Raw genomic sequence first — 12,570 nt, 5'->3', positions numbered from 1 at the left:
GTGGCGGGACCGTCCTAATCTTTCAGCCCGGCGCTGACGTCCGCGTTGAGCACGTATTTTTGGAAGACGAAGAACACCAGGACCAGCGGCAGGAGCGAGATCACCGAGGCCCCCAGGAGCACCGGCCAGTCGATGTTTTCCGCCCCCACGATGCTCCGCAGCGCCACCTGCAGGGTGTACCACTTGGGGTCGTTGAGCACGATCAGGGGCCAGATGTAGTCGTTCCACCGCCACTGGAAGGAAAAGATGGCCAGTGTGAACAGGATGGGCTTGGACAACGGGAGCATGATCCGGAAGAAGATGGCCAGCTCGCCCGCACCGTCGATCCTGGCGGAGTGCAGCAGGTCATCCGGAACCGTGAGGAAGAACTGGCGGAACATGAACACCCCGGTGGCCGTGAGCACCGATGGGACGATGATGCCTGCCAGTGAGTTGTAGAGGCCCAGGTCCCGGATGACGGAGAACGTGGGGTTCAGGATTACCTCGGTGGGCAGCATGGTGGTGGCCAGGATGCAGACGAAGAACAGCCTGGTGCCCTTGTTGTTGTACTTGGCCAGCGCATAACCGGTGCAGGCGCTGAAGAAGACCGTCAGCACCGTGGTGGTGATGGACACCGTGGCGGTGTTCAGGAAGTACTGCGCGAAGTCCACCCGTTCCCATGCGTCCACGAAACCCTGGAAGGTCCATTCCCGGGGAATCATGGACAGCGGGTAGCTGAAGAGTTCGCTGCCGGGCTTGAACGAGCTGAGCAGGAACCAGAGCAGGGGAAGCGCGTAGATGGCGGCGATCACCCACATCAGCAGGGTCAGGGGAATGGAGGCCTTGGCCCGGATCTCCCGGTTGCCCGGCTGGGTGCGGCCGTCCCTGCGGCGTGGAGCCTGGGCCTTCAGGGTTGGTGGGGCGTGTTCCTCCGCTACCGCGGGAGGCAGGTTGGCAGCTGTTGCCATTGGGTCAGCCCTTCTTCCTGTTGAACCGCAGCTGGATGAGCGCGATGGCCAGCAGGACCACCATCAATACCATGGAGGCGGCGCTGGCGTAGCCCACCTTTGACTGCTCAAAACCCGTTTTGTAGATGTACTGCACGATCAGGGTGTTCTGCGTTCCGGGCCCGCCGCCGGTCAGCGCCTGGATCATGGCGAATTCCTTCATGGCATGGATGGTGGAGAGCAGGATGACCATGAACGACGTCGGCGCGATGCCCGGCAGGGTGACGTGGCGGAAACGTTGCCAGGCGTTGGCACCATCGAGTTCCGCGGCCTCCAGCAGGGATTCCGGAATGTTCTTCAGCGCGGCGATGAACAGCAGCATGTTGAAGGCGGTGCCGCCCCACGCCGAGGCGAAGATGACCACGGCGAGGGCCAGGTTGCCGTCGCTGGACCATGGCAGCGGATTGCCGCCGAGGCCGGAGATCAGGAAGTTGATGAACCCGAAGTCCTGGCCGAACAGCCACTTCCAGATGACGCCCACCACGATGGGCGAAATGAGCCAGGGCAGGAAGATCACGGTCTTTGCCGCGGTGCGTCCGCGGACGGCTTTGCTGACGAGCAGCGCGGCCACGCCCAGGGAGCAGACGTAGACCAGCGGGACCGACAGGACCGTGTACACGAAGGTCCGGCCCAGGGCGGCGTAGAACGAGCCGTCCGCGAAGAGCTTCTGGAAGTTGGCCAGGCCGATGAAGTGCAGCTTGCCGATTCCGCGGTAGTCCGTGAAGGAGTACAGCATGCCCAGCGCTCCCGGCCAAACAAAGAACACCAGGAAGAGCACCACGTTGACGCCGATGAGGACCAGCGGGGCGATGACGTACCGGTTGCGGCGCTTCAACGCCGCCTTGCTGCGGACCGGCCCTGGCTGCTGAACCAGGGGCGCCGTTGGAGTGATGGTTGGTTGTGCCACGGGATCAGGCCCCGTTGTAGAGCTTCACGATGTTGTCCACCGTGGTCTTGGCGTCCTGGCTGCCGGAGAGCATCTTGACGGTCTCCTCCCGGAGCGGATCGCCGGAGAACGGGGTCTCTGCATAAGCCTCGATGACTACGCGCTTGATGGCGTTGTCCCCCTTCGCCTGGTTGCCGGCGATCTGTTTTTGGTAGAGCTCGAACGATGCCTGCTGGAACGGGTAGTCCACTTTCAGGTCCTTGACGGGCAGGTAGCCGCCGGTCTTGGCGAACTCGGTGTAGTTGGCGTCGTTGTAGAACCAGTCGATGAACTTCTTGGCTTCCTCATCTGCGCCGGTGTCCTTGAAGGCGATCATGAAGCCGCCGCCGAGGTTGGTGGCGTTGACGGCCTTCTTGGGCAGCGGAACTGACAGCCATTCGAAGTCCTTGATGTTCTTGTTGAAGTCCGCCACCTGCCAGCTGCCGGAGTAGTAGGCGGCCACCTGGCCGCTCTTGAACATGGCGTTGCCGTCCTCGCCGCTGAGCCAGACGGACTTGGGCATGGTCTGGTCGTCGTTGATCTTCTTGAAGTAGTCCAAGGTCTCCACGGCTTTGCTGTCGCCGGTGTACTTGCCGTTTTCCTTTGCAAAGGCGGTGCTGCCGAATTCGTACATCATGGCGCGCAGCCGGTGGCCGGAGCGGTCCATCACCACACCGTACTTGGCGCCTGCCTTCTCGCGGACCTGGTTCACGGCTGTGATGAACTCATCCCAGGTCCAGGTGGTGTCGATCGACGTCGGGAAGGCGACGCCGGCCTTGGCGAACAGGCTCTTGTTGATGAAGAGCCCAACTGCGGTCAGGTCGGAGGGGATGGCGGGGATAATGCCGTCCGGCGATTGCTGCAGGAAGTTGGGATCGATGTTGTGGGATTTGGCGATGTCCGTGAGGTCCTGGAGCTGGTTGGCCCACAGCGGGTCGAGGCCGGTGACGCGGGCCAGCGCCGGAAGGTCGTTCGCAGTGGCTGCGTTCTTCAACTTCGTGGTGATGTCCGCGGTGGGGACATCGACTACCTCGATGGTGATCCCGGTGGCTTCTTTGTACTTCTTGGCGGCGGCAGCGAACGCACCGCCCTGGTTGGTGTCGCCGGACAGGATAAGCTGCAGCGTCTTGGCGCCACCGTCCGAGGAGCTTCCTCCCCCTCCTCCGCTGCAGGCGGTCAGGCCGGCAGCCAGGGCCGACAGTCCGAACGCCGTCAGCCCGAACTGGCGGCGGGTAATGCTGGAGGTTCTTGTCGTCTCTGACAATGCTCTGTCCTGTCTCTCGCGATAGCGGGGAAAACCCTTTCCGCTAGAAACTGTGACGTATGTCATGACATATTGTCAAGAATACTTTTGGGTGTTGGAGGGACGGGCCGCACCTTCATGGCAGCCCCTTCCCCAACTCCGCAGCCACCCTTACCGTGGACGGATGGGACTTAATATCCAAATCGTGATCGACTCGTCAAACCCGCATGAGCTCGCCGACTGGTGGGCCGAAACCCTGCAGTGGGCGGTGGAACCACAGGATGCCGGCTTCATCCGTTCCATGATCGAGCAGGGCTATGCCACCGGGGACCAGACCATGACGCACCGTGGAAACCTCGTGTGGAAGGACGGCGCCGCCATCCGGCCGCCCGAGGAAATAGAGGCCAAAGCCCCCGCCCGTCGCATGCTCTTCCAGACCGCTCCCGAGCTGAAAACCGTGAAGAACCGCGTGCACTGGGACGTGCGGCTGGACGGCCGGGACAAGGACGAGGTGCGGCGCGAACTTGAGGCACGGGGCGCCACTTTCCTTTGGACGGCGGGGCAGGGCCCGCATTCCTGGCACACCATGGCGGACCCCGAGGGCAACGAGTTCTGCATCAGCTGACGCCGATTACTAGACTTGGACGGTGAGCAACCAGATCCCCGCCCCGGTGTCCGATGTCTTCGATCCCACGCGCTGGCGGGTGGTTTCCGGTTTCGAGGACTTCCAGGACATGACCTACCACCGGCAGGTGGAGCGGGATTCCGACGGCGGCTGGGTGCGCGACCTGCCCACGGTCCGCATCGCGTTCAACCGGCCGGAGGTCCGCAACGCGTTCCGTCCGGGCACCGTGGATGAGCTGTACCGCGCCATGGACCACGCCCGCATGACCCCGGACGTTGCCACCGTGCTGCTCACCGGCAACGGCCCCTCCCCCAAGGACGGCGGCCACTCCTTCTGCTCGGGCGGCGACCAGCGGATCCGCGGCCGGGACGGCTATCGGTACGTAGTACAAAACACAGCCGACGGCGAGACCCAGGAGACCATCGACCCCGCCCGTGCCGGACGGCTTCACATCCTGGAGGTCCAGCGGCTCATGCGGACCATGCCCAAGGTGGTCATCGCCGTCGTCAACGGCTGGGCGGCCGGCGGCGGGCACTCGCTGCACGTCGTCGCAGACCTCACCATCGCATCCCGGCAGCACGGCAAGTTCAAGCAGACCGACGCCACGGTGGGCAGTTTCGACGCCGGTTACGGTTCGGCGCTGCTGGCGCGGCAGGTGGGGCAGAAGGCCGCCCGCGAAATCTTCTTCCTGGCCCGCGAATATTCCGCTGAGGACATGGTTCGGATGGGCGCCGTAAACGAGGCAGTGGACCACGAGCGGCTGGAGGAAGTAGCGCTGGAATACGCGGCGGACATCGGCCGGCAATCGCCGCAGGCCATCCGCATGCTGAAGTTTGCTTTCAACCTGGCCGATGACGGCCTGGCAGGCCAGCAGGTGTTTGCCGGCGAGGCGACCCGGCTGGCATACATGACCGACGAGGCTGTGGAAGGAAAGGAAGCCTTCCTGCAAAAACGCGACCCCGACTGGTCACGCTTCCCCCACTATTTCTAAGAAGGGACGGCAATGAACAGCGACGAATCACCGGCCCCCGGCACCGGCGGCCCCCTCAATATCGAACCCGCCCTGAAAGCCCTCGCGGCCGCCCTGCACGGCGAGGGCCCCGCCGTCGAACTCTCCGTCGGGACAGGCGGCGGCCTGGTGGTGGGGCACGTGGAAACCCCCGGCTGCGACGACGCCGTGGCCGTGGTCCGCACGTCCGGATCCACCGGCACCCCCAAGGCGACGCTGCTGACGGTGGAATCCCTGGCAGCCTCCTCCATGGCCACGGCGCTGCGGCTCAAGGGAGAGGGGCAGTGGTTGCTGGCGCTGCCCGTGCAGTTCGTTGCCGGAATCCAGGTGCTGGTGCGGTCCCTGTTCGCCGGGACCCGGCCCTGGGTCATGGACATGTCCGGCGGCTTCACGCCGGAGGCCTTCACCGCTGCAGCGCTGGAACTGACGGACAAAATCCGCTTCACTTCCCTGGTTCCCACCCAGCTCCAGCGGCTCCTGGAGGACCCGTCGCCGGAAACCCTCGCGGTGCTGCGCCGGTTCAACGCCATCCTGCTGGGCGGCGCCCCGGCGCCGCAGTCCCTGCTGGCAGCTGCCCGGGACGCCGGCGTGCGGGTGATCACCACCTACGGTTCCGCCGAAACGTCCGGCGGCTGCATCTACGACGGCTACCCCCTGGAAGGCGTCTCCGTCCGCGTGGCCGCGGACGGCCGGATCCTCCTGGGCGGGGACACGGTGGCCGCCGGCTACATCGAGGCACCGGATGAAGAAACCGGGACCTTCTTCGAGGAAGACGGCGTGCGCTGGTACCGCACCAGCGACCTCGGCTCCATTGACGACGACGGCCGCCTCACCGTGCTGGGCCGGGCCGACGACGTCATCATCACCGGCGGTATCAAGGTTTCCGCCGCGCACGTGCAGGAGCAGTTGGAACGGTCCGACGCCATCTCCTCGGCTTTCGTGGCCGGTGTCCCTTCCGCGGAATGGGGCCAGGCCGTGGCCGCCTACGTGGCCCTTGCCGGGGACGGCGCCTCCGGGGGCGGTACCTCCGGGCAGGGCGGCACGGCGAAGGCCGGCGCCGGGCAGGACGCCGGGGACCCCGGCGTCGAGCTTCAAAAGCAGTGGCAGCGCGAATTGGGGGTCCTGGCACCCAAGACCGTGCTCACCGCGCCGGAGTTGCGGATGCTGCCGAACGGCAAACCTGACCGGCTCGCCATGACCGCGGAACTCAGTGCCCTGCACAAGGGAAAGTAGAGTGGACCTGCACCACCGCGGCGGGTGCGCCCGCTCCTTCCTGCCGTCATATCGAAACAACACGAGGTACTAACCGTGGCCACAGCCGCCCAATGGATCCAAGGCGCCCGACTCCGGACACTTCCGGCAGCGATCGCGCCGGTGCTGATCGGCAGCGCCGCCGCCTACGAAATGGACTCGTTCCTGCTGCCCAACGCCATCCTCGCGGCCCTGGTGGCACTCCTGCTGCAAGTGGGCGTGAACTTCGCCAACGACTACTCGGACGGCATCCGCGGTACCGACGACGACCGCGTGGGGCCGTTGCGGCTGGTGGGTTCGGGCGCCGCCAGGCCTGAGCACGTGAAGTGGGCCGCGTTCGGCACGTTTGCCCTGGCCATGGTGTTCGGCCTGGCCTTGGTGGTCCTGACCCAGGCGTGGTGGCTGATCCTGGTGGGGCTGGGCTGCGTCATGGCCGCGTGGGGCTATACGGGCGGCAAGAACCCCTACGGCTATATGGGCCTCGGCGATCTGTTCGTCTTCGTGTTCTTTGGCTTGGTGGCCACCTTGGGTACCACCTACACCCAGGCGGGGCACATCAGCCTGCCGGCAGTCATCGGCGCGATCGGCACCGGGCTGATCGCCACCGCGCTGCTGATGGCCAACAACGTCAGGGACATTCCCACTGACATGCAGGCCGGCAAGAAGACCCTCGCCGTGCGGCTCGGAGACAAGCATGCGCGCGAAAGCTACGTCCTGATGCTGGCCGTCGCCATCCTGCTTGTAGTGATCCTGGCTCCCGGCCGGCCATGGATCCTGATTGTGCTGTTGCTCATCCCGGCCTGCCTGATGCCGGCCTGGCTGATGATCAACGGGCGCAAGCGCAAGAGCCTGATTCCGGTCCTTAAGCAGACCGGCCTGATCAACCTCGGCTACAGCATTTTGTTCTCACTGGGGCTGATCCTCAGCCACGGGTTCTAGGCGTTCTTCTTGCCCTTGGCGTTGTTGATGGTGATGTCAGGGTTGGCATCGAGAAGGGCGTCCTCGGCGTTCGCGTCCTGGATTTCCCCGGCCGAGCGAAGCGGCTTGGCCTTTCCGGAAAAGCGGTGCTGCAGGGCCGCGGTGGCCGCGTCCCGCTGCTTCTGGAAGAACAGGTAGCTGATGGCGAAGGCGATGAGCGCGGCGCAGACCACGGACATCAGCACCCCGACCTGCAGGAACGCGAACAGGACGAACAGGGGCAGGAAGATCGCGAGCCGGATCAGGGAATATTTCAAAAAGGCCACTATTCAAGTTTAGCCGCCTCCGCCCGCGGCCCCTGCGCGTCCTGACGATAGACTTGATTGCATGCTCTTCCGTGTGGCTTTGGCCGTCGCAGTCCTCGTCATCTTTGTGTATGGCCTGGTGGACGTGATCCGTACCGAGGGCCGCCTGACCCGGGGCATTTCCAAACCGGCGTGGATTATCGTCCAGATCATCCTGCCCGTCCTGGGCGCCATCCTGTGGTTGCTGATCGGCAGGCCGCGCGGCACCGCGGAGCCCCGGCCAAGCTACCCCCACCCCACCGCTCCGGACGACGATCCCGACTTCCTCCGCAACCTGGAGGCCCGGCGCCGCACCCAGGCCGAGGCTGAGCGGCTCAAGAAGCTCAAGGATGAACTGGACGCCAAGGCCAAGGACGGCGACCGGAAACCCCGGCACGACACCGACGAACACGATACCGACGGGCTGAAATAGGGGCCATGACGTCCCCGCCCGGAGGAGACGAGCAGCGTCTGTCCCTTCCTCCACCTCGGCCTGGGATGTCCTGGTCCGCACCGCCGCCCATCCCGGCCTCCCCTTCCCTGCCCCGCACCGTCAGGGCTGCCCGCACCCTCTGGGTCCTCAGCTTCCTCGCCGGACTTACCGTGCTGGCCGGCTCATTCGTGGCCCGCGATTCGAACCTGCAGCGCCTCCGCGCCGTGGTGGCGGACACGGCGGCCCGTGGCGGCGTGGCGCCTGCAGGTACTGCAGCGGACATCGTGTTTTGGGGAAGCATGGGCGCCTTGCTGCTGGTCACGCTCCTGGAGGCGGTGGCCTTGGCTGCGGTGCTGGCCCGCAGGGCCTGGGCACGTTGGGTCCTGCTTCCGCTGCTGGCCAGCCACTTGCCCGTGCTGCTGCTGGCGTCCGTCTTCCTGGTCCCCACGGGCGCGGCCGGCAGCTACGTGGTGATGCTGTGGGTGGCCGGCGTGGCCCTGGCGTTCGGCGGACTGGTGCTGCTCTTCCTGCCGCCAGCCGGTGCCTGGCTGCGGCAAGGACGCTCCCTAGGCTGACCGCGGCTGGCGGTGGCCGCCGGAGCTCGCGGCCACCACGCCCTCGCAGCTGCGGATCACCACCCGGCATGCCTCCGCGGCCTGCCTTCCGGTCAGGGGGCTCTCGGCCACCCCGCGCCAGCGTGCCAGGTACCGCCGGGCCTCTGCCGCCAGCACCTCGGTGCCGGAGCCGGCGTCCAGGCCCAGCCGCACCCAAGAGGCCGCACCGCTGCCGCCGACGAGCCGTTCGGCCTCCGCGCTCAGTTCCGGTGGCAGGTCAACGCCCGTGGTCCGCAACATCGCGAGCAACTGGAGCTCCCGGAACTCGTGGGCGTTGGCCTGGAGCCGTTCCAGCGAGGCCCCCAGGCGCTCCGTCCCCTCGCGGGGGCGGCTGGCCAGGAGGTTCTCCACCGCCGCCAGCGCGGTCCTGGCCTTCAGCGCCTCGGACCTCGCTTGGAACTGGCGGTCCAGCACATCCAGCAGCGGATCCAGTCCGCTGCGCCGCGCAAGCTCATGGGCGAGGGGTGTGGCTTCCGTGAACCCGTTCCGGATAAGGACCGAAGCCAGCCGGATGCCAAAGAGCCCGTAGCGCTCCAGGAGGGCCGTCCGTGCCTCCTCCGTCAGTCCCGCGGGTTCGGTGGACCGGCGGAACCTGTCGGCGGAAAGCAGCGTCCTTTCACGGACGGTCCGGTCAAGGCCTGCCAGCATGCGCAAGGCCTCGAAGTCCGCCTGGCGCAAGGTGCGGGCACTCTGGGCCAGGAGTCCGGCCACCGGGACCACCGCCAGCGCCAGTTTCCGCAGGTTGGGGTCGCGGCTGTACCTCTCCGCGATGCTTCCGGCGGAAATCAGGGAGTCAATCCGGCCGGCCCCCACTTCATCGGCACGGGACAGCACCGCGATGGCATTGACCGTGCCGGAGCGCCCGGCCCGGGTGTCACGGAAGGATTCAAGGAACCGGAGGTCCGACGCGTGCAGGTGGCGCATCAGGTAGATGACGGCGTCAGCTTCCGACGCCGAATCCTCCGGCGTGAGGAACGCCAGGCTTCGTGCGGACACGTCCCGGGACAGGGATGCGATCCCCGGGGTGTCGATCAGGGTCATGCGCTGCAGTGCCGGTGCCGGCCATTCGACCTCGAGCTTTTCCACTTCCTCCGCCCGCGTCCCGTCCAGGACGAAGACCAGGCGACCGTCCACGCGTTTCAACGGCAGGTTTCGGGGCTCCCCGTTGAAGGGGAACAGCGTGATGCGGGGCGTGGGCCCGTGCCGGTACCACGTGACGATCCTGGTGCATTCGCCGGTATCCGTGGGAGCGATTTCCTCACCGATAATTGCGTTCAGCAGGGTGGATTTCCCTGCCTTGACCATGCCCGCCACGGCGATCCTGAGCGGCTCGGCCAGGCGCCGGGCATAACCCTGCAGCATCCCGGCGGCTTCCCGGTCGTCGCGGTAGGCCTCCAGGGTGTCCTGGATGAGCTTCGCCGCCCCGGCCATGGTGGCCGCTGTCATCCCACCCCCGCGGCGGTGCGGACGCCGGAGGCGGTTACCTCGGCGGATACAGCTTCGGCGGCCCGATGCAACGCCTCCACCTTCTTGAGCTCGGTCCTGATGTCCCGGATGCGGCCTTCCTTCTCCTGGGCATAGGAGTTGGCGGCCTTTTGGGCTGCCGCCACGGAGTCCGACAGGGAGCGGTGGTATTCGTCGGCGATTTCGGTGAAGTGGTCCCGCGTGGTCCGCTGGACCAGGCGCAGCCGGTCTTTGAGTTGCTTTCCCACCTGGAACGTCACGTCGTCGAGTTGGCGCCTGACCAGGGTTTTAGCTTCGCCCTGGCGGCGTTTCAGCCGCGCTTCCTTGTCTTCCCGGTAGGCCTTGCGTCCCAGCAGCAGGCCGGCTCCAACGGAGAGCGGATTGATCAGGGCCATCCCGAAGATCCCGGTGAGGAGGCCGAACATCAGCACGCCACCGTAAGACCCGCGCATGCCGATCAGGACCTTCTGGACCGGGTTCACCCGGCCGGGATCCAACCCGGGCATCTGGTCCACCGGGTCGAGGGCGTCCCCCGCGTCGGAGACGTGCAGGACCGGCAAGGACACCTCGTCTGCGGCAAAGTGCTCTGCCACTTGGGCCGCGAGCCATTGGGACCGTTCGCTGGTCCAGACGAACGTGTCGGAAACGGCCGCCGCGACGCACTCTTCGAGCCACTGGGAGAATTCGGCCCAGACCGGCCCGGGATCGCCTTGGTCGATCGCGGCCTCGGCTTCGCGTTGGATCCGGCGCAGACGGTCCCTGATGTCGTACTCCATGTCGGCAATGAGGTCGTTGATGCCGTCGCTGAGGGTCAGTTGCCAGCGGGCGGAGCGTTTCCGCAGTTCGTCGGCTTCGGCTTTGGCGTGTTCCAGGGCCTCGAGCATGTGCGGGGTCCCGGCCGGATTCTCCAGGGCCTCCAGCTCGGATTGGAGGGACAACCTGAGGTTCGCGGTGACCGACAGCAGGTCCTGGCTGACGGAGCGCCGCTGGAGGCGCTGGGCCTTCGCCACGACTTCGTTGCGCAGGTGCGCCACCAAGCCGGGATAGCCGGATTCGTCGTTGAGCTCGTTGTCCTGGAGCCGTGAGGCCTCCAGCCGGAGGTCGGCGGACACGGGGAACAGCGGAATGTCCGGTGCCACATGGTCAAGGTGGGCCCGGTCCAGCTCCTCCACGCGCCGCCAGTCAGGGTAGAGGTCGGTCTTGGAGAGCACCGCTGCCACGCTGGGCGTGATCCGCATGGCCTTTCGCAGGAAGCGGAGTTCGGGTTCGGTGTATTCCTGGGACGCATCCGAGACCAGCAGCATGGCATCGGCCGTGGGGAGTGCGGTGAGCGTAGTCAGCGTGTGGGTCGATCCCATGCCGCCCACCCCCGGGGAGTCGATGATGGTGAGGCCGCCGGTCAGGACCCGCCTGGGCAGGCAGACCTCCGCGGCCGTGAGCTTCCTGCTGTTGCCCGGGTTGCCCTGCTCGGAGACGAGGGCGGGCAGGTCCGCCAGGTCTACTGGACGGCGTTCGAGGCCCTCTTCCCCGCCGTCGGGAGTGCCTGCCGTGGGAACCAGGATGGCGGCAGACGCCGGATCCCCGTACCGCACGGCCGTGGGAACAGCAGTGGCAATGTCATCGTCCACCGGGCATACGGGGGCGTTCACCAGGGCATTGATGAGCTTGCTCTTGCCCTGTTTGAACTCCCCCACCACGATCACCCTGATGCTTGGATCCTGCAACCGGGCCACGGCCTGCTCCAGCCTCTTCCGCAGGTCCTGGCGGTCCCCGCTTCCCACCAGCTGCAGGCCCTGCTCAATCAGCGTCATGAGCTGGCCCGCCGTCATTGGATCAAGGGGCCTTGCGGGTCCTGCTTCTGCCACGGCGCGTCCTTCATTCCAGTACCCAATGTCCCGGGCGGGAGGTGAACGCCTCCTGCCCGCCGGTTTACCTTTCCGGCACCAGCGTGTTACAGCCCGGCTGAGTCGTCAACCACCGGAATGTCGACGATGTGGTGGGCCTCCAGGTCCGCATCGGGATGGGCCGGGTTGTCCTCGGCGAAATCGAGCTGGTTGTCCCCGGCCAAGCTGGTGGCTGCGTCGTCCTGGAAGGCGTCGTCCGGGTGTGCATCCAGCGCCACGGAGCCATGGCCGGAGGGATCGCTGTACGAATCGCCCGCAGTGGGGACCAGGCCGGTATCCAGGGCGTCATCGGAATGATCGGGTTCCTCGGCGAACGAGTCACCCGGTTTCAAGCCGGGGTCGGCGGCAGCGGCCTGGACCTGGGGGTCGGCCGCTGCGGCGGGGTCACCGGAGGGCGCCGCAACATCGGTTTCGAACCACTGCTCCACGTCCCCGTGGGCCCAGACGTTCTGTTGCTCTGACTGGCCGGCAAGGGTGGCGCGCTCGTCCACAATAGTTGCGCCCGGGGTGAAGGAGAAGTGGTTCACCACGTGGTGGAGCTGCTGGACTGCGTAGGCATGGTCGTCAGCATCGTAGGTTGCGCTGCCGTAGCCCGGGCCGTACCCGCCATGCCCGTTCCATGAGCTGTTGCTGCCGGTGTCGTAGTTGCGCTCGAACGAGGAGGCGCTGACCGTGATGGGGGCATAGTCGAGGACAACAGGCATGGCGGCGTCGACATCCGCCGAACACACATTTCCGAGCCCGTGGTCAGCCAATGCCTGCTCCGGGTTGTCAAGGAACTCCTGGACTGCTTCGCGGTCGCCGAAAAGATGCATGAGGAACTGAACGAGGTCATTTGCGACTGTTGGCATCTG

The 12,570-nt window shown here is 66.2% G+C and carries 13 protein-coding genes; 6 read left to right on the top strand and 7 right to left on the bottom strand.

The window, feature by feature from the left end:
- Window positions 1-14: 14 nt before the first annotated feature.
- The 3 genes from ACX5I6_RS09000 to ACX5I6_RS08990 are packed head-to-tail and all read right to left on the bottom strand — an operon-like array spanning window position 15 to window position 3,175.
- Window positions 15-947, bottom strand: a complete 933-nt coding sequence (locus tag ACX5I6_RS09000) for a carbohydrate ABC transporter permease (protein ID WP_461840231.1) — start codon at window positions 945-947, stop codon at window positions 15-17.
- Window positions 948-951: 4 nt separating this feature from the next.
- Window positions 952-1,893 carry a carbohydrate ABC transporter permease gene (locus ACX5I6_RS08995; protein ID WP_461840230.1) on the bottom strand — a complete coding sequence of 314 codons (942 nt, stop codon included), beginning with the start codon at window positions 1,891-1,893 and terminating at the stop codon, window positions 952-954.
- Between the two features lie 4 nt (window positions 1,894-1,897).
- Window positions 1,898-3,175: an ABC transporter substrate-binding protein gene (locus ACX5I6_RS08990; protein ID WP_461840229.1), complete on the bottom strand. Its 1,278-nt coding sequence runs from the start codon at window positions 3,173-3,175 to the stop codon at window positions 1,898-1,900.
- 163 nt (window positions 3,176-3,338) lie between these two features.
- On the opposite strand from ACX5I6_RS08990, the gene ACX5I6_RS08985 reads away from it, so the two are divergent.
- The 4 genes from ACX5I6_RS08985 to ACX5I6_RS08970 all read left to right on the top strand — a co-directional run bounded on the left by ACX5I6_RS08985 (window position 3,339) and on the right by ACX5I6_RS08970 (window position 6,978).
- On the top strand, window positions 3,339-3,779 hold the full coding sequence (locus ACX5I6_RS08985; RefSeq protein WP_461840228.1) for a VOC family protein: 441 nt from the start codon (window positions 3,339-3,341) through the stop codon (window positions 3,777-3,779).
- A 22-nt stretch (window positions 3,780-3,801) separates the two neighbouring features.
- The gene (locus ACX5I6_RS08980) at window positions 3,802-4,770 is read left to right on the top strand and encodes a 1,4-dihydroxy-2-naphthoyl-CoA synthase (RefSeq protein WP_461840227.1); all 969 of its coding nucleotides are present in this window, start codon (window positions 3,802-3,804) and stop codon (window positions 4,768-4,770) included.
- Window positions 4,771-4,782: 12 nt separating this feature from the next.
- Window positions 4,783-6,021 carry an AMP-binding protein gene (locus ACX5I6_RS08975; protein WP_461840226.1) on the top strand — a complete coding sequence of 413 codons (1,239 nt, stop codon included), beginning with the start codon at window positions 4,783-4,785 and terminating at the stop codon, window positions 6,019-6,021.
- A 75-nt stretch (window positions 6,022-6,096) separates the two neighbouring features.
- Complete coding sequence (locus ACX5I6_RS08970) at window positions 6,097-6,978, top strand: 1,4-dihydroxy-2-naphthoate polyprenyltransferase (RefSeq protein ID WP_461840225.1); 882 nt, start codon at window positions 6,097-6,099, stop codon at window positions 6,976-6,978.
- On the opposite strand, the gene ACX5I6_RS08965 is transcribed toward ACX5I6_RS08970, so the two are convergent.
- Window positions 6,975-7,283: a DUF4229 domain-containing protein gene (locus tag ACX5I6_RS08965; protein WP_461840224.1), complete on the bottom strand. Its 309-nt coding sequence runs from the start codon at window positions 7,281-7,283 to the stop codon at window positions 6,975-6,977. The two genes, ACX5I6_RS08970 and ACX5I6_RS08965, sit on opposite strands and share 4 nt — an antisense overlap.
- Before the next feature lie 61 nt (window positions 7,284-7,344).
- Here ACX5I6_RS08965 and ACX5I6_RS08960 point away from each other — a divergent pair, with 61 nt between their 5' ends.
- Together ACX5I6_RS08960 and ACX5I6_RS08955 are read left to right on the top strand one after the other, a co-directional pair.
- Window positions 7,345-7,734, top strand: a complete 390-nt coding sequence (locus ACX5I6_RS08960; RefSeq protein WP_461840223.1) for a PLD nuclease N-terminal domain-containing protein — start codon at window positions 7,345-7,347, stop codon at window positions 7,732-7,734.
- Between the two features lie 65 nt (window positions 7,735-7,799).
- Window positions 7,800-8,309, top strand: a complete 510-nt coding sequence (locus ACX5I6_RS08955) for a hypothetical protein (protein ID WP_461840222.1) — start codon at window positions 7,800-7,802, stop codon at window positions 8,307-8,309.
- Here ACX5I6_RS08955 and ACX5I6_RS08950 read toward each other — a convergent pair.
- The 3 genes from ACX5I6_RS08950 to ACX5I6_RS08940 all read right to left on the bottom strand — a co-directional run bounded on the left by ACX5I6_RS08950 (window position 8,301) and on the right by ACX5I6_RS08940 (window position 12,567).
- Window positions 8,301-9,794, bottom strand: a complete 1,494-nt coding sequence (locus ACX5I6_RS08950) for a dynamin family protein (RefSeq protein ID WP_461840221.1) — start codon at window positions 9,792-9,794, stop codon at window positions 8,301-8,303. The two genes, ACX5I6_RS08955 and ACX5I6_RS08950, sit on opposite strands and share 9 nt — an antisense overlap.
- Window positions 9,791-11,641 (bottom strand): dynamin family protein, encoded by a 1,851-nt coding sequence (locus ACX5I6_RS08945; protein ID WP_461841693.1) that lies wholly within the window; start codon window positions 11,639-11,641, stop codon window positions 9,791-9,793. The genes ACX5I6_RS08950 and ACX5I6_RS08945 overlap by 4 nt, the downstream gene beginning before the upstream one ends.
- Window positions 11,642-11,763: 122 nt before the next feature.
- Window positions 11,764-12,567: an IniB N-terminal domain-containing protein gene (locus ACX5I6_RS08940; RefSeq protein ID WP_461840220.1), complete on the bottom strand. Its 804-nt coding sequence runs from the start codon at window positions 12,565-12,567 to the stop codon at window positions 11,764-11,766.
- Between the last annotated feature and the right edge of the window lie 3 nt (window positions 12,568-12,570).

The sequence above is a fragment of the Arthrobacter sp. MMS24-T111 genome (genome assembly GCF_054888995.1).
This window is presented reverse-complemented; position numbering and strand designations above follow the sequence as displayed.